The following is a 19034-nucleotide window of genomic DNA, read 5'->3' on the forward strand; positions in this document are numbered from 1 at the left end:
CCACGTGACTCCGCTGAGGTAGGTCGTCACGTGTGCACGGGGAGCAGTCTAACGCCGGGCCCTGAGCGGTACGCGCAGGACCGCCTCTGTACCGCCTCGGGGCCGCCTCCGCAAGCTCAACGAGCCCCTGAGTTCGGATTCCACCAGCGTCCGGACGATCTGCAGGCCGAGCCGGTCGGTGCGCTCCAGCGAGAAGCCCTGGGGCAGGCCGCGGCCGTCGTCCGAGATCACCACGTCCAGCCACTTCGCCGAGCGCTCGGCGTGCACGACCACCTCGCCGCGCTGACCCGCCGCGTAGGCGTGCTCGAACGCGTTCTGCACGAGTTCGGTCAGCACCATCACCAGCGGGGTGGCGAGCTCGGCCTGGACGATGCCGAACTTCCCGTCGCGGCGCACCACGACCTGCGACTCGGTGGCGGCCACGTCCGACATCATCGGGATGACCTTGTCCACCACGTCGTCGAGGTCCACCCGCTCGTCCACCGACATGGACAGCGTCTCGTGCACCAGCGCGATCGACGTGACGCGGCGCACCGACTCGGCCAGCGCCTCGCGCGCCTCCTCGCTGCTGGTCCGCCTGCTCTGCAGGCGCAGCAGCGCGGCCACCGTCTGGAGGTTGTTCTTCACCCGGTGGTGGATCTCGCGGATCGTCGCGTCCTTCGACATCAGGGCGCGGTCGCGGCGGCGGACCTCCGTGACGTCGCGGCACAGCACCAGCGCGCCCGCCGCGCTGCCGCGCGGTCGCAGCGGCAGGGCGCGGAACAGCACCGCCGCTCCGCGCCGCGACTCGGCCTCGATGCGCATGCTCGGCTGGCCGTCCAGGGCGGACCGGATGCGCTGCGCGACCTCGGTGGCGTCGAACGGGTCGCCGATCAGGGACCGCGTCAACGGGGCCAGGTGCACGCCGACCAGGTCGGACGCGTGACCCATGCGGTGGTAGGCGCTCAGCGCGTTCGGGCTGGCGAACACGACCGCCCCCGAGGCGTCCAGCCGGATCAGGCCGTCACCGACGCGGGGGCTGGTGTGCACGTCCGGCGACGGCTCGGTGGTCGGGAACGTGCCGTCCGAGATCATCTGGCACAGGTCGGCGGCGCTGCCCAGGTAGGAGATCTCCAACGGGCTCGGCACGCGCGGCACGGCCAGGTTCGTGTTGCGGCTGAGGACCGCGATGACCACGCCGTTGAGCTTGACCGGGATCGCCTCGCGGCGGACCGGCACGCCGAGGTGCCAGCGCGGGTCCTCCTCGCGGCAGATCCGGGACTCGGCCATCGCGCGGCGCAGCTGCGGGTGTTCCTCGACGTCCACCATGCTGCCGACGACGTCCTCGGGGTGCGCGGTCGGCGCGGTCGTCGGCCGGGCTTGCGCGACGCACAGGAACGTCGTCTCGTCCAGCGGCACCCACATCAGGAAGTCCGCGAAGCTGAGGTCGGACAGCAGTTGCCACTCCGCCACCACCAGCTGCAGGTGGTCGACGGCTCCGCCGGAGAACTTGGTGTGCTCGGCGAGGAGGTCGGTGAGCGTGGACAGCTACTCCACCACCGCGATGAGATCGCCCTCTTGGACCACGTCGCCGGCGGACACGGCGATGCGGGTGATCCGGCCCGCGCCCTCGGGGAGGACGGGGATCTCCATCTTCATGCTCTCGAGCACCACGACCGTGGTCTCGTGCGTGACCTCGTCGCCCTCTTCGACGGCGATCTGGGCCACGTTCGCCACGATCTCGGCCCGGATTTCCTCGGCCATGGTCCTCCTTCGTCGGTTCATCCAACCACGATTCAGACCCGGTGCCGTGCCCGGACGACCGCGTGACACACTGGGGTGAGGTAGTTCGAGCACTAGGAGAACCCCATGTCGAAGCGTGCCCGCAAGCGCCGCGACCGCAAGAAGGGTGGCGCCAACCACGGGAAGCGCCCCAACGCCTGATTCGACGTCACGGCGTGCGAAGGCCCCGGAGCAGCGCTCCGGGGCCTTCGACTTGCGGTGCGCACTTCCGGGATCCACGACCGGGTGACCCCGAACGGCCTGCTAACCGGTGGACGTCTCGGTCCTCGTCACCGTCGTGGTGACCTCGACTTCGAGCGTCGTCTGGTCCGCCGTCTGGTAGAGCCGGGCGCGCAGGCGCCGCCGCAGCTCCTCGGGCGCGTGCTCGCCGCCGCACTTGCGAGCCAGCAGCGCCTTCAGGTGCTCCTCGATGCCGTACTGCTCCAGGCACGGGTGGCACTCCTCCAGGTGGGTCTGGAGGAGTGCCTTGCGCCTCTCGTCGCACTCGTGGTCGAGGAAGAGGTAGACCTCGGACAGGACCTCGGAGCAGTCCGTCTCGTGCGGTTCGCCGCAGCTCATCGACCCGCCACCTCCTGCTGGCCGTCGCGGATGATGCCGCGCTCGCGCGCGGTGTCCGCCAGCTGGTCGCGAAGCTGCCTGCGGCCCCGGTGCAACCGGGACATCACGGTTCCGATGGGGGTGCCCATGATGTCTGCGATCTCCTTGTAGGCGAAGCCCTCCACGTCCGCGAGGTACACCGCGATCCGGAACTCCTCCGGTAGTCGCTGCAAGGCTTCCTTGACGTCTGAGTCCGGCAGCCGGTCCATCGCCTCGACCTCCGCCGACCGCAGCCCGGTCGACGTGTGGCTCTCCGCCTGCGCCAACTGCCAGTCGGTGATCTCGTCCGTCGGCTGCTGGATCGGTTGGCGCTGCTTCTTGCGGTAGCCGTTGATGTAGGTGTTGGTGAGGATGCGGTACAGCCAGGCCTTGAGGTTCGTGCCCTCCGAGAAGGACGCGAAGGCGGCGTACGCCTTGAGGTAGGTCTCCTGGACCAGGTCCTCGGCGTCGGCCGGGTTGCGGGTCATCCGCAGGGCCGCCGAGTACAACTGGTCGAGCATCGGCATAGCGTCGCGCTCGAACCTGGCTGCGCGCTCGGCCGTTGTCTCGTCAGTCGGCGTGTCCTGCGTTCGCGTGGCTGGCACCGCGCTCCCTTCCCACCGGCTGGTCAGCGCGGTGGATGGAACTGTCTGGGACGCAGTCGAGGATACGCGGCGGTCCCCGGGTCGGCAGTGAGCCGAGCCACGCGGTGGGCGCGCCTTGACCTGCCTGCCGACCTGCTGGTCCATCACCTCGGTAGCCACGCTCGCACCAACGCGGCGACGTCGCCGCGCATTCCCCGCGCTATCGTGCGCGATCATGGCCGGACGTGGGACGCCCGCCACCGCGTTGCTGGACAAGCAGAAGGTGGCCTACGCGCTGCACGCCTACGAGCACGACCCCCGGCACGAGTCGTACGGGCTGGAGGCCGCGGAGGCGCTGGGGATCGCGCCCGGACGCGTGTTCAAGACGCTGGTCGCGGACGTGGACGGCAGGCTGGCCGTCGGTGTGGTTCCGGTCACGGGGCAGCTGGACCTGAAGGCGCTGGCCGCGGCCGTCGGCGGGAAGAAGGCCAGGATGGCCGACGTCGCGGCGGCCGAGCGCGCCACCGGGTACGTGGCGGGCGGCATCTCGCCGCTGGGGCAGAAGAAGCGGCTGCCGGTGGCGCTGGACGCCTCGGCGGAGGCCTTCGAGACCATCTACTGCTCGGCCGGGCGGCGTGGGCTGGAGGTCGAGATCGCGCCGGAAGACCTGGTCAGGCTCACGCAGGCGGTCGTCGCGCCGATCTCGGCCTGACCGGACCGCGGACCGTCGGGCACCAGGGTGTCGGGGCACCCGGCGTCGCGCGCCCGGCGTCGCGGGCACCCAAGCGTCACGCACCAGGCGTTGCGGGCACCAGGCGTTGCGGGCACCAGGCGTCGGGGGACCCCCGGCGTCACACCTCCAGCGGGCGCAGCACGCGGTCGAGCCACTCGCCGACCGCGCGGCCCACCGCGCCGACGTCGGCCTTGAGGTTGTGGTCGCCCGGCAGCAGCACCACGTCGCGGTGGTGCGCCGCCTCCGGCCTGCCGAACGGGTCGTTCTCGCCCTGCACCACCAGGGTCGCGACCTCGACGCCGTCCAGCTCGGCCATCCGGGACTTCTCCGGCTTGCCCGGCGGGTGCACCGGGAACGCCAGGCACAGCACGGCCGTCGCCTGCCCCTCCACCGACGTCCGGCACGCCACCCGCGCGCCGGAGGACCGGCCGCCGAACAGCAGCGGCAGGTCGTCGAACCAGGTCCCGCCGAGCGCGTCCGCCACCGCGAGCCACGCCGCGTCGAGCTGGTTGGCGGGCGCGGGCGCGCGGCGGCCGGCCACCCGGTACGGCTGCTCGACCAGCGCCACGTGCACGCCCACGTCCACCGCCGCCCGGGTCGCCGCCACCAGGTCCGGCGCGGCGATCCCGCCACCCGCGCCGTGCCCGAGCAGCAGCGCGGCGCGGCTCTCGGAGGCGCAGTGCAGCTCGGCCCGCGCGGGGCCGTACGGGGTGTCGACCTCCCGCGTGGTCATGTCAGCTCGAACAAGGTGGGCTCCGGCTTCTCGGACTCCCCCAGCGCGACGGCCGCCATGAGCGACGGGTCGTTGTTCTTGATGCTGTTGACCTTCATCGACACCGGGCGCAGCTCCAGCGCGTCGACCAGGCCGAGGTCGGGTTCGAGCAGGTCCTTCGGGTCGGCGTTGTCCGGGTCGAGCCACGCCGCCCAGCGGTCCTGCGGCAGCAGCAGCGGCATCCGGTGGTGCACGGAGGCCATCTCGCCGATCGCGTCCGTGGTGAGCACGGCGCACGTGATGATCGGCTTGCGCTCGTCGCCGTCCTGCTGCCACCACACCGACCAGATGCCGGCCATGGCGATGCTGGAGTCGTCGCCGGGGTTGATGAAGTACGGCTGCTTGCGCCCCTCGCCGGGCTGCCACTCGTACCAGCCCGCGGCCGGGACGATGCACCTGCGCTTGGCCGCCGAGCTGCGGTAGGCGGGCTTCTCCAGCACGCTCTCCGCCCGCGCGTTGATCATCTTCGCGGCGCCGGACAGGTCCTTGGCCCAGTGCGGCACCAGGCCCCAGCGCATCACCCGGACGCTGCGCTCGGTGGTGTCGGGATCGGGGTTGCCCTCGTCGTCGCGCGGGTGCCGCTCGACCACGGCGAGCACCCGCTTGGTCGGCGCGACGTTGTAGTCGGCGCCGGGCGCGTCGCCCTCGGTGCCGTCGACCGCGTCGAACTCCGCCGCGAGCAGCGCGGGGTTCTTGGTGGACGCGTACCTGCCGCACACACCGATCACCTCTCCACAGATCACCCTCGGGAGTTGCCCATCGTCGCACGTCGGAAAGCCCGGTGCGAGCTGTCGACCACCCGATGCGGAATCATCAAGCCATGACTCAGCAGTGGTCCGCTCCCACCGCCGACGGCCCGGTCGACGCGACGGTACCCGTGCCAGGCTCCAAGTCGATCACCAACCGCGCGCTCGTGCTCGCCGCCCTGGCCGACCGCGCGTCCACCGTGCACGCGCCGCTGCGCAGCCGCGACACCACCCTGATGGTCGACGCGCTGCGGTCGCTCGGGGTCGACGTGGTCGACGGTCCGGACGGGTCCTGGCTGGTCACGCCGCACGAGATGCACGGCCCGGCGCAGGTCGACTGCGGCCTGGCGGGCACCGTGATGCGGTTCCTGCCGCCCGCCGCGGCGCTCGCCGTCGGCGACATCACCTTCGACGGCGACCCGCACGCGCGGACCCGGCCGATGACCACGATCCTGCGCGCGCTGCGCGCGCTGGGCGCGGACGTGGCGGGCGACGCGCTGCCGTTCACGCTGCACGGCAAGGGCGGCGTGCCCGGTGGCGAGGTCACCATCGACGCCTCGGCGTCGTCCCAGTTCGTGTCCGGGCTGCTGCTGTCGGGCGCGCGTTACGAGAGCGGCGTGACGATCCGGCACGACGGCAAGCCCGTGCCGTCGTTGCCGCACATCGAGATGACCGTGGCGATGCTGCGCGAGGCCGGTGTTGTGGTGGACGACGCGACGCCGAACGAGTGGCGGGTCGAGCCGGGCGCCGTCGCGGGCCGCGACTGGCACGTCGAGCCGGACCTGTCCAACGCCACGCCGTTCCTGGCGGCGGCGGCGGTGACCGGCGGTCGGGTGACCATCCCCGGCTGGCCCGCGGAGACCACGCAGCCCGGCGGCGCGGCGCGCGAGCTGTTCGAGCGCATGGGCTGCGAGGTCACGCTGTCCGACGCGGGCCTCACGTTGCGCGGTCCCGACCGGTTGACCGGGATCGACGTGGACCTGCGCGACGAGAGCGAGCTGACGCCGACGGTGGCGGCGCTGGCGGCGCTGGCCGAGGGCCGGACCTGGATCCGCGGCGTGGCGCACATCCGCGGCCACGAGACGGACCGGATCGCCGCGCTCGTCACCGAGATCAACCGGCTGGGCGGCGACGCGGAGGAGACCGAGGACGGGCTGGTCATCACGCCGCGGCCGTTGCGCGGCGACGTGTGGCGGGCTTACGCCGACCACCGGATGGCCACCGCGGGCGCGATCATCGGCCTGGTCGTCGAGGGCGTGTCGGTGGACGACATCGGGTCGACCACCAAGACGATCCCGGACTTCCCGGGCATGTGGGCGGCCATGCTGTCGCTGCCGCGGGCGCGCTGACGTGGCACGGGGCGACTGGCGGCGGTTGGACGAGTCCGACGTGCGGGTGCGGCCGGGCAAGGGCACCCGGCCGCGCAGCAAGCGCCGGCCCGAGCACGCGGACGCGGTGCCCGCCATGGTCGTCGGGGTCGACCGCGGGCGGTGGACGTGCGCGATGGACGGCGACCCGGCGCGGCTGGTCATCGCCATGCGGGCGCGCGAGCTCGGCCGCACACCGGTCGTCGTCGGCGACCACGTCGGGCTGGTGGGCGACACGTCCGGCCAGCCGGACACGTTGGCGCGGATCGTGCGGGTGGAGGAGCGGCGCAGCGTGCTGCGGCGCACGGCGGACGACACGGACCCGTTCGAGCGGGTCGTGGTGGCCAACGCCGAGCAGCTGGTGATCGTGTCGGCGCTGGCGGACCCGCAGCCGCGCCGGGGGTTCATCGACCGGTGCCTGGTCGCCGCGTGGGCGGGCGGGCTGGAACCGCTGCTGTGCTTGACGAAGTCGGACCTGGCGTCGCCGGACGAGCTGCTCGCGGCGTACGCCGAGCTGGATCTGCCAGTGGTGGTGACGCGGTCCGACGAGGACCCGGACGAGCTGCGCGGGCGGCTGGCGAACCGGTTGTCGGCGTTGATCGGGCACTCGGGGGTCGGCAAGTCGACGTTGGTGAACAAGCTGGTGCCCGACGCGCACCGGGCGGTGGGCGTGGTGAGCGGCGTCGGCAAGGGCAGGCACACGTCCACGCAGACCGTCGCCCTGCCGCTGCCGGAGGGCGGGTGGGCGGTGGACACGCCGGGCATCCGCTCGTTCGGCCTGGCGCACATCACGCCGGACGACATCGTGAGCGCGTTCCCCGACATGAAGGCGATGGCCGAGGAGTGCCCGTCGGGCTGCGGCCACCAGGGCGCGCCGGAGGACCCGGACTGCATGCTGGACGAACTGGTCCGCACGGGCGAGGCCTCCCCCGGCCGGCTGGACTCCCTGCGCCGCCTCCTCGAGTCCCGCTCGAAACTGGAGGAATACGACTGACTTCGCGCCGCCGATTGAGACGGCGGTGTCGGACTATTGACCTCGGGACCGTGCCACACCACTCTGATGCACAGATCAACCGATTAACCGCCGGTTGCCCCGCTGTGCCCGGAAGGTGTCCGGGAGAAGGCGCTAAATGTTTAGCGAGGTGCTCAACATTTAGCAATTCGAACTCGCGCCAGGTTCCCAGAGGAGAAGTCATGTCAATGCGACGACGCAGCTTCATGACCCGATTTCGAGCGGCCGACGTCGGCATCGCCGTGGCGGGCGCCGCGGTGCTGGCCTCGGCGGCGACCCTCGTCGCGCTGCCGGCCGGCGCCGCCGCCGCGGGCTGCTCGGTGAACTACGCCGTGGCCTCGCAGTGGCAGGGTGGTTTCAGCGCCAACGTGTCGGTCACCAACCTGGGCGACCCGCTGACCGGGTGGACGCTGACGTGGTCGTTCGGCGCCGGGCAGGCGGTGACGCAGGCGTGGAGCACGTCGTTGACCCAGAGCGGTTCGGCGGTGACCGCGAAGAACGTGAGCTACAACGGTTCGGTCGCCACCGGCGGCTCGGTCTCGTTCGGTTTCAACGGGTCGTGGACGGGCGGCAACCCGATTCCGACGAGTTTCGCCCTCAATGGCGTGGCGTGCACGGGTGACACGACCACGACGACCACCACCACCGGCACCACGACTTCCACCACCACTTCCACCACGACGACGACCACGACCACGGGCGACAGGTGTTCCCTTCCGTCGACCTACCGGTGGTCGTCGACGGGGTCGTTGGCGAACCCGCGGTCCGGGTGGGTCTCGCTCAAGGACTTCACCACCGTGCCCTACAACGGCAAGCACCTGGTCTACGGCACGACCCACGACAACGGGTCGTCCTGGGGATCGATGAACTTCGGGCTCGTCACCAACTGGTCCGACCTGGCCTCCGCCCCGCAGCAGGCCATGAACAGCGGCACCGTCGCACCCACCCTGCTCTACTTCGCACCCAAGAACATCTGGGTCCTCGCCTACCAGTGGGGCGGCACCGCGTTCACCTACCGCACCTCGACCGACCCCGCCAACCCCAACGGCTGGTCCTCCCCGCAGGTCCTCTCCACCGCCTCCATCACCGGCTCGAACACCGGCCCCATCGACCAGACCCTCATCGGCGACGGCCAGAACATGTACCTCTTCTTCGCCGGCGACAACGGCAAGATCTACCGCCAGGTCATGCCCCTCGGGAACTTCCCCGGCAGCTTCGGCTCGTCCTACACCACCATCATGAGCGACACCACGAACAACCTGTTCGAAGCCCCCGAGGTCTACAAGGTCCAGGGCCAGAACCAGTACCTCATGATCGTCGAGGCCATCGGCTCCAACGGCCGCTACTTCCGGTCGTTCACCTCCAGCAGCCTCAGCGGCTCCTGGACCCCCCAGGCCGCCACCGAGTCCAACCCCTTCGCCGGCAAGGCCAACAGCGGCGCCACCTGGACCAACGACATCAGCCACGGCGACCTGATCCGCACCACCGCCGACCAGACCAAGACCATCGACCCCTGCAAACTCCAACTGCTCTACCAAGGCCGCGACCCCCGCTCCAACGGCGTGGAGTACGGCCTGCTGCCCTACCGACCCGGCGTGCTCACCCTGCAACGCTGACCGCCCGACGCGCGGGCTGCCCCGAACGCCGTTCCCCCGACCGGGGCGGCGTCCGGGGCAGCCCCCGTCACATCAGCTCCAGCAGGAACGGCAGCTCCTGGGGCGCGTACCAGGCCAGCTCGTGGTCCTCCGCCCCACCCAGCGCGAACTCCGCGTCGGGATCACCCAGGTCCGCCGCGTCGATCACGTCCGCCGCCGCCCGCACGTCGTCCTCCGCCTCCAGCGTGTCGAGGTGGATCGCGGCGACCAGCGCCACCGGCACCGGGCCCGACAGCTTCACCACCGAGAAGTCCAGGTCGGGCCGCAGCTTCACGTCCGGCACGTCCGCCGACACCACCGCACGCCTCGGCACCGCCTTCTCGTCGCCCGCGATCAGCCGCAGCGAGCCCCGGGCGGCGTCGAGCATCGCCGAGTACTCCAGCTCCTCCGCGTCACCGGTCGCGTACGACTCGCGCAACGCGGGCGTCAAGGCGAACGCCGTCCCGCCCACGGCGACGAACTCGCCGTTCTCCGCGAGGTCGCGCAGCATCGCGACGGTCGCCGGGAGGTACACCCTCATGTGGACACCGTTCCCATCAGTTCCTCCACCGACTCCTCGACCATCGCCGCCAGGACGTCCACATCGGACATCGCGTCACGGTCGGCGTTCAGGCCGAAGTACACGCCACCGTCATAAGACGTCACGCCGATCGACAGCGCCTGGTTTTTCGCCAAGGGCACAACCGGGAACATCTCGATCATCTTCGCCCCCGCCGCGTACAGCGGCACCTGGGGACCGGGCACGTTCGTCACGACCACGTTGAACAACCGCCGCGAGAACGACGACGCCGCCCGCGCGCCCAGCGCGTGCAACGTGGGCGGCGCGAAGCCCGAGAACCGCACCAGCGTCTGGGCCGCCACCGACTGCCCCGACTCCTGGTGGGCCCGCATCGCGTGCGACACGTGGTGCAGCCGCACGACCGGGTTCGGCTCGCCCACCGGCAGGTCGACCAGGTACGCCGACACCCGCGCCTCGTCGTCGCGCACCGACATCGGCGCCATCGCCCGGATCGTGGTCCCCGCCGTCACGACCTCGCCGCGCGACAGCAGCCAGTTCCGCAGCGCGCCGGACAGCACCGCGAGCACGCCGTCGTTCACCGTGCCGCCGTGCGCCCGCCGGACGGCGCGGAACACGTCCAGCCCGGTGCGGGCCACCGCGAACCGCCGCTGCGGCGAGATCCGCACGTTCAACGGGCTGCCGGGCGCGGGCGTCGCGGCGGTCCGCACGGCCGACGCCAACCCGCCGAACACCCCGGCGACCTTGCGCACGGTCGCCACCGTGTCCACCGCCGCCGAGCGGACGTTCTCCACCACCTCGCCGGGCCGCTGCACGGCCTCCGCGACCGCGTCCGCCACCAGCTGCAACCCGCTGGGCTCCGGCGACGGCATCCACAGCGACTCGACCGGCGGGCGCGGCGTGGCGGACACGTCCAGCATCACCTGCCCGATCTCCGGCGCGCCGATGCCGTCCACCATCGCCTGGTGCGTCTTGGTGATCACCGCGGTCCGGTTCCGGGCCAGGCCCTCGACCAGGTAGACCTCCCACAACGGCCGGGTCTGGTCCAGCGGGCGGGACATCAGCCGCGCCACCAGGTCGTGCAGCTGCTGGTCGCTGCCCGGCTTCGGCAACGCCGAGCGCCGCACGTGGTAGGTGACGTCGAAGTCCGCGTCGTCCACCCACACCGGCCGCGCGAGCCGCCCCGGCACGTGCACGACCTTCTGCCGGTACCGGGGCACCAGCGCCAGCCGCTGCTCGATCAGGTCGACCAGCCGGTCGTAGTCGAAGCCCGTGCGCGGTCGCCGGAACACCGCCACCCCGCCCACGTGCATCGGCGTCGTGGAGTCCTCCAGGTACAGGAACGAGGCGTCCAGCGCGGACAGGCGGTCGGGCATGCGGTCCAGGCTAGTCGGTGATCGGCCTACTCGGTGCAGTCGCGCACCAGCCTGCGAACGGCGCTGACCTCGGCTTCGTCGCGGTCGTGCCGGGCCAGCCTGATCGCCGCGGCGGCCGGCATGGCGCGCCGGGCCTCGACCCGGACCGAGACGTCGACCCCGGACAGGAACCCGCGCACCATCCGCGACCGGGCGAGCCGCTTGACCGGCCGCAGCGGCGCCACCGCCATCGCCAGCCAGCTCAGCGCGACGTCGACCTTCCGGTCGCCCTTGCGCGCGCTGCCCCAGTCGACCACCACCGCGCCCTCGGGGCCCATCACCACGTTGCCGGGGTGCAGGTCGAGGTGCAGCAGGTCGCCGGCGCCGGGCAGGAACGCCGGCGCCGGCACCGCGTCCAGCTTGCGGTGCAGCTCGGCCAGCTCACGGCCCAACGCGCCCGCGCGCCACGGTCTGGCGTCCAGCTCCTGCGACATGCGCGGGCCGGGGACGTACTCCATGACCAGGTCCGTCTCCGAGGCGTCCGCCACCCTCGGCACCGGTACGCCGTGCCGGCGCAGGTAGCGCATCAGCTCGGCCTCGGGCCCCGGGTCGCGGCCCGCGCGGCTGCGCTTGACCAGCAGACCGTCGGGACGCAGGTAGACGTCCGCCTCCCGGCCGCTGGCCAGCAGACGATGCGCCTCGTCGCGCGATGTCATGTGACGATCATCATGATTGACAGCGCGGAAGCAAGCCCCAAATGGGTAGTGGACACTTGCTCCGTGGATGTGTCACCCAAGGACAAGTTCGTCACCGTGTACGGCCGCAAGCCCGTGCTCGAGGCCCTGGACGACCCGCGACTGGAGGTCGACAAGGTCGTGCTCGCCGACACGGCCCGCGGTCCGGCCGCCCGGGAGATCCTGGACGCGGCCGGCCGGCGGGGCGTCGCGGTGCAGCGGGCCTCCGCGCAGCGGGTCAAGGTGCTGGCCGGGAACGGCAAGCAGGACCAGGGCGTGCTGGCGGACGTCGTCGCGCCGCGGATGCTCCCGCTGGAGCTGGGTCTGCGCGACGGGCCGCGGTTCGTGCTGGTCCTGGACGGGATCACCACGCCGGCGAACGTCGGCATGATCCTGCGCACGGCGACCGCGGCCGGGGTGGACGGCATCGTCGTGCCGCGGCGGGGCGTCGCGTCGATCGACCCGATGGTGGTCAAGGCGTCGGCGGGGGTCGCGTTCCGGGCGCCGGTGCTGCGGTGCGCGACGGCGGCCGAGGCGGTGGTCGCGCTGCGGGCCGCCGGGTACCCGATCTTCGCGCTGGACGCGCAGGCCCGGTCTTCGGTGTACGCGGCCGACCTGCCGGCGCGGGCGGCGTTCGTGCTGGGCAGTGAGACGGCGGGCGTCTCGGACGACGTGCGGCCGCACGTGACCGGGTGGCTGTCGATCCCGATGGCGGCAGGGGTGGAGTCGTTGAACGTGGCGAGCGCGGCGGCCGTGCTGTGCTTCGAGGTCGTCCGCCGACGCGGGTGAGCCCTTCGGGGCGCGGGTGAGCCCTTCCGGGCGCGGGTGAGCCCATCGTGTCCGGGCGCAGCGCGGGTGCCGGAGGGCCGCTCAGACACCCGCGCTGCCTAACCCGGTTGGCCGGCGGCTCACCACAGCCACCCGACGCGGTACCCGTCGGGCCGTCCCGACCAACCCTCGGTGTTCCGCACCCTCGCCCCTCGCATGGCACCGGGTGCGGAACCGGAGCACTCGACCGTGCTTGCTGTTCCCGGTTTGCCATTCGAACGTACGAGGGAAGTCGGGTGAACGGCAATTCACCGGCCAGGTGGATTCTCCGTGGCCGTTCGTGACCGGTTAACCCCGCAGGGGGACTTGGAGCAGTATTTCCAGTTCCTCGAGCGTGGACCGCACGGACTGGTGGTGCACGCCGACCATTCCGGCCGCCGCCGCGCCCCGGACGTTGACCGCGAGGTCGTCGACGAAGACGCACTCGGCGGCGGGCAGGCCGAGCCGTTCGGCGGTGAGCAGGTAGATGCGGCGGTCGGGTTTGGCCAGGCCGACCTCGCCGGAGGTGATGACCACGTCGAACAGGTCCTCCCAGCCGGCCGGCGGGCGCCACAGGAAGTCGGCGTTGGAGAGCATCGCGGTGAGGATGCCCTGGTGGCGGGCTTGGCGCGTGGCGGCGAGCAGGGGCGGTTCGGTGGCCGCGTGGTCGTCCCCGAGGTCCGTCAGGACGCCGCCGAAGTCGAGAACCAGTGCCCGCACCGTGCCTCCATCGGGTGATCTTGGTACGAAACCCCGGCCGTCCGCCCTCGGTTCAGCATGCCACCTCGCCTCCGCACCCTGTCGTCACCGAAGCCCACCACCGCCCCGGACCCCTCCACCGCGCCCGCAGATGCCCCTGTGGTCCCTCCGGAGGCTCCCGCGCCCCTTGACGCCCGGCACTTCCTGTTCCCGTTGGTGGAGGCCCTGAGCGGCCGACGCCCGCCCCGGCAGCTGTCGGCCACCTTCGCCCCACGCGCCCTGACCACCGTGACCCAAGCCGCCACCCCAACCCCCACCCGCCTCGGCCGCTACCGCCTGTGCCACGTGTCGCCGGACGCGGCGGAACTGGCGGGAACCCTGCACATGCCGACCAAGGTCCGAGCATTCGCCGCCCGAGTGGAACGCCAAGGCTCACGCTGGCACTGCACCGAATTCCACCTACTCCCCTGACCACCCAATTTCCGCCAGGGCCGACCCCACCTCGCCCCCACCCCACCTCTTACCACCAACACGATCGAGTGACATTCGCCCAAAAAAGTACGGAAACACCGTTACCCCACCTCGGTTGAAAACCAGCGGAACGCCTCGACCACCCACCAACCCCTCCACCCACCAACGACGGCCAAAAGCGTCGGCAGGCTTGGCTTGCCGACACTGCGGAACCTCCAGCCTCAGGCGGGCGAGAACCGGATCGGCGGCGCGCCTCAGCGAACGCATGAGCCCGCAACGCGCCGCTGCCGGCTCCGGCAGGCCGAAGCCGCGACACGTGCGGCGGGACGGCTGCGGAAGGAGTAGCCGGTAGAGGGTGGACCGCAACACGGCGGTTCGCGGTGCAGGACGGATTGCCGACAGAGGCGTGGCACGGGGCATGGCGGACGCATAGCCCGCGGTGAGGATGCGGTGGGAGGGGGTTGGGGTGCTGGCTGCGGCTGGTGCCCAAGGTCGACTGCCGGTGGCGGCGGTGAGTGGGCCGGGTTCGAAGACGGCGGATCCGGCAGCGAGGTGCGGTGAGGCGGCGGGTGGCGGGACGGCGGCACGCGGTCCCGCCCGGTGCGGTGCGGCAACAGCAGGCATTGCGGCGGCGGCAGGGCGAGGTTGCGGCAGTCGGCACAGGCAGGCGGCGGCAGGGACTGCGGCGCGACAACGGCGGGCGGCGGGTGGTGGCAGGGCGAGGTGGCGGGGCGAGGCGGCGGGCGGCGGCGGGTGGTGAGGGCGGATGGTGAGGGTGGGTGGGGTGAAGGTGGGTGGGAAGCGGAAAGCGGGCCGCCGGTGGTGGTCGGTGGCCCGCTTTCGGTGGTCGGTCGGGTTGGTCAGTCGCGAGGGGTCTTGCGCTGGTCCTTGGCCTGGGCGCGGGCGGCGGCGCGGCGTTCCTTGCGGGTGCCGCCCGGTTGGTTGCCGGCCTGCTGGGCGGTGTTGCCGCTGGATTCGGCGTCGCCGCTCTCCGACGGGCCCGTGTAGGTCAGGCCTTGCTGGGCCCGACCGTCCAGGCCCTTGCCGCGGAGGGCGGGCGGGATGGCGTTGCCGCTCTGGAGTTGGGCCAGGGCCGGACCGGCCGGTGCTTGGTCGGCGTTCGACTGCTGCTGGGAGGCGGCAGCGGCGGCGGCGCGGGCCCTGGCTCGGCTGCCGGCCAGCGGGCCGCCGTTGGCGATGGAGACCTGGACCGGCGGCTCGGCGGCCGGCTCGGGCTCGGCGGCTTCCACCTGGAGGTTGAACAGGAAGCCGACGGTCTCCTCCTTCAACGCTTCGAGCATGCCGTTGAACATGTCGAAGCCCTCCCGCTGGTACTCGATCAGCGGGTCGCGCTGGGCCATCGCCCGCAGGCCGATGCCCTCCTTCAGGTAGTCCATCTCGTACAGGTGCTCGCGCCACTTGCGGTCCAGGACGGAGAGCAGGACGCGGCGCTCCAGCTCGCGCATGGCGCCCGGGCCGACCCGACCGTCGATGTCCGCCTCACGCGCCTCGTACGCGGCCAGGCCGTCGGCCTGGAGCTTCGCCTTGAGGGACTCGCGGGTGACGTCGTCGTCCTCCTCGAGCACCTTCTTCGGGTCGAGCGTGATCGGGTACAGCGTCTTGAGCGCCGTCCACAGCTGGTCGAGGTCCCAGTCCTCGGCGTAGCCGTCGGCCGTCGCGCCGTCGACGTACGCGCCGACCACGCTGGTGATCATGTGCTCGACCTGCTCGCGCAGGTCCTCGCCGTCGAGGACGCGGCGGCGCTCGGCGTAGATCACCTTGCGCTGCTCGTTCATGACCTCGTCGTACTTGAGGACGTTCTTGCGGATCTCGAAGTTCTGCTGCTCGACCTGCGTCTGCGCGCTGCGGATGGCCCGGGTGACCATCTTGTGCTCGATCGGCACGTCGTCCGGCACCTTCAGCCGGGTCATGACGGTCTCGACCATCGCCGCGTTGAAGCGGCGCATCAGCTCGTCCTTCAACGACAGGTAGAACCGCGACTCGCCGGGGTCGCCCTGACGGCCGGAACGACCGCGCAGCTGGTTGTCGATGCGCCGCGACTCGTGCCGCTCGGTGCCCAGCACGTACAGGCCGCCGGCCGCGCGGACCTCCTCCGACTCGGCCTTGACCTCCTGGGTGATCTCCTCGATCAGCTTCGCCCAGGCGGCCTCGTACTCCTCCGGGTTCTCCACCGGGTCGAGGCCGCGCTCGCGCAGCTCGTGGTCGGCGATGATGTCCGGGTTGCCGCCCAGCACGATGTCGGTGCCTCGACCGGCCATGTTGGTGGCCACCGTGACGGCGCCCTTGCGGCCGGCCTTCGCGATGATCAGCGCCTCGCGGTCGTGGTGCTTGGCGTTGAGGACCTCGTGCGGGATGCCCTTGCGCACGAGCAGCTTCGACAGGTACTCCGAGCGCTCGACGCTCGTCGTGCCGACCAGCACCGGCTGGCCCTTCTCGTGCCGCTCGGCGATGTCCTCGGCGACCGCGTCGAACTTGGCCTCCTCGGTCTTGTAGACGAGGTCGGCCTGGTCGGAGCGCTGCATCGGGCGGTTCGTCGGGATGGGCACGACGCCGAGCTTGTAGGTCTGGTGGAACTCCGCCGCCTCGGTCTCGGCGGTGCCGGTCATGCCGCCGAGCTTCTCGTACAGGCGGAAGTAGTTCTGGAGGGTGATCGTGGCGAGCGTCTGGTTCTCCGCCTTGATCTCGACGCCTTCCTTGGCCTCGATCGCCTGGTGCATGCCCTCGTTGTAGCGGCGACCGGACAGCACGCGGCCGGTGAACTCGTCGACGATCATGACCTCGCCGTTGCGGACGATGTAGTCCTTGTCCTTGGCGAAGAGCTCCTTGGCCTTGATCGAGTTCTGGAAGTAGCCGACCAGCGGCGTGTTGGTCGAGTCGTACAGGTTGTCGATGCCGAGCTGGTCCTCGACGTACTGCACGCCCGCCTCGGTGACGCCGATGGTGCGCTTGCGCTCGTCCACCTCGTAGTGGGTGTCGCGGCGCATCTTCGTGGCCAGCCGCGCGAACTCGACGTACCAGCGCGAGGACTGGTCGGCCGGGCCGGAGATGATCAGCGGCGTGCGGGCCTCGTCGATCAGGATCGAGTCGACCTCGTCGACCAGCGCGAAGAAGTGGCCGCGCTGGACCATCTCGTCACGGCTCCAGGCCATGTTGTCGCGCAGGTAGTCGAAGCCGAACTCGTTGTTCGTGCCGTAGGTGATGTCGGCGTTGTAGGCGACCCGGCGCTGCTCGGGCGTCATCTCCGACAGGATCGCGCCGACGGTCAGGCCGAGGAACCGGTGGATGCGGCCCATCCACTCGGCGTCGCGCTTGGCCAGGTAGTCGTTGGTCGTGACGACGTGCACGCCCTCGCCCGCGATGGCGTTCAGGTAGGCGGGCAGCACCGAGGTCAGGGTCTTGCCCTCACCGGTGCGCATCTCGGCGATCTGACCGAGGTGCAGCGCCGCGCCGCCCATCAGCTGGACGTCGAAGTGACGTTGCCCCAGGGTGCGCTTGGCGCCCTCGCGGACGACCGCGAAGGCCTCCGGCAGCAGCTCGTCCAGGGACTCGCCGTCGGCGTGGCGCTTGCGGAACTCGTCGGTCTTCGCGCGCAGCTCCGCATCGGAGAGGTCGACGACGTCGTCTTCGAGGTTGTTGATGTGCGCTGCGATGTTGCGCAGGCGCTTGAGCATCTTGCCCTCGCCAGCGCGGAGCAGTCGGGACAGCACCATCCGGGTCGACCTCATTACCTCATCGCGACGCGCCCGGGGGACGGGCGCCTTCCACAGGGCTCACCACGGCCATGGCGAGCCTTCACCACCGACCATCGTAGGCAAGTCGTGGAGGTGTGTGCACAGACACAGGTAGGAAGCCTTTCCGGAGGGCCTCGTGAGGCGTCCCGGGGACGTCCGGTTCGCCCGCTTCCGGAGCACCCAAGATCGCGTTCCGTGACCGGGGCGGGTCCGCCGCCACCCGGACGGACGCAAGGCGACCGGTCTCCCCCGGCGCAGGTCGCCGGGATCGGGTCATTCATCGGATTCGGAGAAAAATCCCGCGCCGTCAGGCCCGGCGGTGTCCTCGCCAGCGCGACGGTGATCTGTTCGCGAGATCACAACAGTCGTCCGTGACACATTTTCCGGTGATCACGGTTTGATCATCGGAATGCGGTCCGCGCACGACGACCCCCGGCGCACAGGACGCCGGGGGTCGCGCGAAGTCGAGTGAGGGGATCGTGATCGGGTGGCGCTCAGGCCAGCCTGATCACGCCGTAGTCGAACCCCTTCCGGCGGTAGACGACGCTCGGACGTCCGCTGTCGGCGTCGGAGAACAGGTAGAAGTCGTGGCCGACCAGTTCCATCTCGTAGAGGGCTTGGTCGACGGTCATCGGCTTGGCCGTGTGCTCTTTCTCGCGCACGATCTGGCCGGGCAGGTTGTCCTCGATGCCGTCTTCCCAGCGCTGCGCGGGCACTTCCGCCATGCCCTCGCGCGAAGGTTGCGGCTCGGCTTCCAGCACGGCGGTGTGGCCGAGCCACATGCCCTGTGCCTGGCCGCCGTCGCTGTCGGGGCGGAGGGGGAGGGACTCCCCGAGTCCGCTGGTCGCCTCGGCGACCGATGCCGGGGCACGTCGCCCGTGGTGCACGCGCCTGCGGTCATGCGAGCGCCGCAACCGGTTCTCGAGCTTGGCCACCGCGGCGTCCAGGGCGGCGTAGAAGTCGCCCGCACAGGCTTCGGAACGAACCACCGGACCGCGTCCCTTGCCGGTGATCTCGACCCGCTGGCAGTTCTTCGACTGCCTGCGGTTCGGTTCGTGGAAGAGTTCCACGTCGAAGCGGATGACCTTGCGGTCGTAACGCTCGAGCCTGGCCAGCTTTTCGGCGACGTGAACCCTGTAGTGCTCGGGCACCTCGACGTTGCGGCCCTTAACGACGATGTCCATACACGACCTCCCTCGCTTTGCTGCGAGCAATGGCTTTGGATCGCTTGGGCGCCGTATGCGCGATCATGTTCGCGGAGTTGGTCGCTGAGGGTGGTCCCTCAGCACCCCACCGGCGCCAGGGTCATGGGCTGTTCGCCTCCTCCCCGCGTGCCGGGAACGCTGATAGCGGTGCACGTTAGCCCGGTATTCGTCGCTGCGACAGCCCCCGGGGCGGAGGAAATCCAAGATTTTCCTGTCGTGACGCAGAGCGACGAAAAATTGCCACCGGCGGCCCGACACGCGGGCGCG

The 19034-nt window shown here is 71.1% G+C and carries 19 protein-coding genes; 7 read left to right on the top strand and 12 right to left on the bottom strand.

Features of this window, described 5'->3' with window-relative positions; genetic code table 11:
- Positions 1-48 precede the first annotated feature (48 nt).
- Together ACQPYE_RS36155 and ACQPYE_RS36160 are read right to left on the bottom strand one after the other, a co-directional pair.
- Positions 49-1527, bottom strand: a complete 1479-nt coding sequence (locus ACQPYE_RS36155; protein ID WP_498723053.1) for a GAF domain-containing sensor histidine kinase — start codon at positions 1525-1527, stop codon at positions 49-51.
- Positions 1528-1743, bottom strand: coding sequence for a biotin/lipoyl-binding carrier protein (locus tag ACQPYE_RS36160; RefSeq protein WP_498717609.1), 216 nt, complete (start codon positions 1741-1743; stop codon positions 1528-1530).
- Between the two features lie 105 nt (positions 1744-1848).
- Between ACQPYE_RS36160 and ACQPYE_RS36165 the strand changes: the two genes are divergently transcribed.
- Complete coding sequence (locus ACQPYE_RS36165; protein WP_096498094.1) at positions 1849-1923, top strand: 50S ribosomal protein bL37; 75 nt, start codon at positions 1849-1851, stop codon at positions 1921-1923.
- A 102-nt stretch (positions 1924-2025) separates the two neighbouring features.
- Here ACQPYE_RS36165 and rsrA read toward each other — a convergent pair whose 3' ends face one another.
- A complete protein-coding gene (gene rsrA / locus ACQPYE_RS36170; protein WP_498717610.1) occupies positions 2026-2340 on the bottom strand; it encodes a mycothiol system anti-sigma-R factor in 315 nt (104 codons plus the stop codon).
- Positions 2337-2963 (bottom strand): sigma-70 family RNA polymerase sigma factor, encoded by a 627-nt coding sequence (locus tag ACQPYE_RS36175; protein ID WP_498717611.1) that lies wholly within the window; start codon positions 2961-2963, stop codon positions 2337-2339. Before ACQPYE_RS36175 ends, rsrA begins: the two co-directional genes overlap by 4 nt.
- A 214-nt stretch (positions 2964-3177) precedes the next feature.
- On the opposite strand from ACQPYE_RS36175, the gene ybaK reads away from it, so the two are divergent.
- Positions 3178-3654, top strand: a complete 477-nt coding sequence (gene ybaK / locus ACQPYE_RS36180; protein WP_498717612.1) for a Cys-tRNA(Pro) deacylase — start codon at positions 3178-3180, stop codon at positions 3652-3654.
- A gap of 139 nt (positions 3655-3793) precedes the next feature.
- Here the strand turns inward: ybaK and ACQPYE_RS36185 are convergent, their stop codons facing one another.
- Positions 3794-4408 carry an alpha/beta hydrolase family protein gene (locus ACQPYE_RS36185; RefSeq protein WP_498717614.1) on the bottom strand — a complete coding sequence of 205 codons (615 nt, stop codon included), beginning with the start codon at positions 4406-4408 and terminating at the stop codon, positions 3794-3796.
- Positions 4405-5166, bottom strand: coding sequence for an SOS response-associated peptidase (locus ACQPYE_RS36190; RefSeq protein ID WP_498717615.1), 762 nt, complete (start codon positions 5164-5166; stop codon positions 4405-4407). The genes ACQPYE_RS36185 and ACQPYE_RS36190 overlap by 4 nt, the downstream gene beginning before the upstream one ends.
- A gap of 101 nt (positions 5167-5267) precedes the next feature.
- On the opposite strand from ACQPYE_RS36190, the gene aroA reads away from it, so the two are divergent.
- From aroA to ACQPYE_RS36205, 3 genes are all read left to right on the top strand, one after another.
- Positions 5268-6542 (top strand): 3-phosphoshikimate 1-carboxyvinyltransferase, encoded by a 1275-nt coding sequence (gene aroA, locus ACQPYE_RS36195; RefSeq protein WP_498717616.1) that lies wholly within the window; start codon positions 5268-5270, stop codon positions 6540-6542.
- Position 6543: 1 nt separating this feature from the next.
- Positions 6544-7554: a ribosome small subunit-dependent GTPase A gene (rsgA, locus tag ACQPYE_RS36200; RefSeq protein ID WP_498717617.1), complete on the top strand. Its 1011-nt coding sequence runs from the start codon at positions 6544-6546 to the stop codon at positions 7552-7554.
- A gap of 206 nt (positions 7555-7760) precedes the next feature.
- Positions 7761-9188, top strand: a complete 1428-nt coding sequence (locus ACQPYE_RS36205; protein ID WP_498723054.1) for a non-reducing end alpha-L-arabinofuranosidase family hydrolase — start codon at positions 7761-7763, stop codon at positions 9186-9188.
- 67 nt (positions 9189-9255) lie between these two features.
- Here ACQPYE_RS36205 and ACQPYE_RS36210 read toward each other — a convergent pair whose 3' ends face one another.
- Genes ACQPYE_RS36210 through ACQPYE_RS36220 form a run of 3 tightly spaced genes read right to left on the bottom strand, consistent with a single transcriptional unit; the run spans position 9256 to position 11815 of the window.
- Complete coding sequence (locus ACQPYE_RS36210) at positions 9256-9747, bottom strand: DUF6912 family protein (RefSeq protein WP_498717618.1); 492 nt, start codon at positions 9745-9747, stop codon at positions 9256-9258.
- Positions 9744-11120 carry a WS/DGAT/MGAT family O-acyltransferase gene (locus ACQPYE_RS36215; RefSeq protein ID WP_498717619.1) on the bottom strand — a complete coding sequence of 459 codons (1377 nt, stop codon included), beginning with the start codon at positions 11118-11120 and terminating at the stop codon, positions 9744-9746. Before ACQPYE_RS36215 ends, ACQPYE_RS36210 begins: the two co-directional genes overlap by 4 nt.
- A gap of 26 nt (positions 11121-11146) precedes the next feature.
- The gene (locus tag ACQPYE_RS36220) at positions 11147-11815 is read right to left on the bottom strand and encodes a phosphotransferase (RefSeq protein ID WP_498717620.1); all 669 of its coding nucleotides are present in this window, start codon (positions 11813-11815) and stop codon (positions 11147-11149) included.
- A 12-nt stretch (positions 11816-11827) separates the two neighbouring features.
- Between ACQPYE_RS36220 and ACQPYE_RS36225 the strand changes: the two genes are divergently transcribed.
- The gene (locus tag ACQPYE_RS36225; RefSeq protein ID WP_498717621.1) at positions 11828-12622 is read left to right on the top strand and encodes a TrmH family RNA methyltransferase; all 795 of its coding nucleotides are present in this window, start codon (positions 11828-11830) and stop codon (positions 12620-12622) included.
- 327 nt (positions 12623-12949) lie between these two features.
- Here ACQPYE_RS36225 and ACQPYE_RS36230 read toward each other — a convergent pair whose 3' ends face one another.
- Positions 12950-13360, bottom strand: a complete 411-nt coding sequence (locus ACQPYE_RS36230; RefSeq protein WP_498717622.1) for an HAD-IA family hydrolase — start codon at positions 13358-13360, stop codon at positions 12950-12952.
- 138 nt (positions 13361-13498) lie between these two features.
- Between ACQPYE_RS36230 and ACQPYE_RS36235 the strand changes: the two genes are divergently transcribed.
- Positions 13499-13810, top strand: a complete 312-nt coding sequence (locus tag ACQPYE_RS36235; protein ID WP_498717623.1) for an Rv3235 family protein — start codon at positions 13499-13501, stop codon at positions 13808-13810.
- 860 nt (positions 13811-14670) lie between these two features.
- Here the strand turns inward: ACQPYE_RS36235 and secA are convergent.
- Both secA and hpf read right to left on the bottom strand, forming a co-directional pair.
- Positions 14671-17541: a preprotein translocase subunit SecA gene (secA, locus tag ACQPYE_RS36240; protein WP_498717624.1), complete on the bottom strand. Its 2871-nt coding sequence runs from the start codon at positions 17539-17541 to the stop codon at positions 14671-14673.
- A gap of 515 nt (positions 17542-18056) precedes the next feature.
- Positions 18057-18746: a ribosome hibernation-promoting factor, HPF/YfiA family gene (gene hpf / locus ACQPYE_RS36245; RefSeq protein ID WP_498717625.1), complete on the bottom strand. Its 690-nt coding sequence runs from the start codon at positions 18744-18746 to the stop codon at positions 18057-18059.
- Positions 18747-19034 lie beyond the last annotated feature (288 nt).

This window comes from Actinosynnema sp. CA-299493 (genome assembly GCF_050946825.1).
Classification (GTDB): Bacteria; Actinomycetota; Actinomycetes; order Mycobacteriales; family Pseudonocardiaceae; genus Actinosynnema.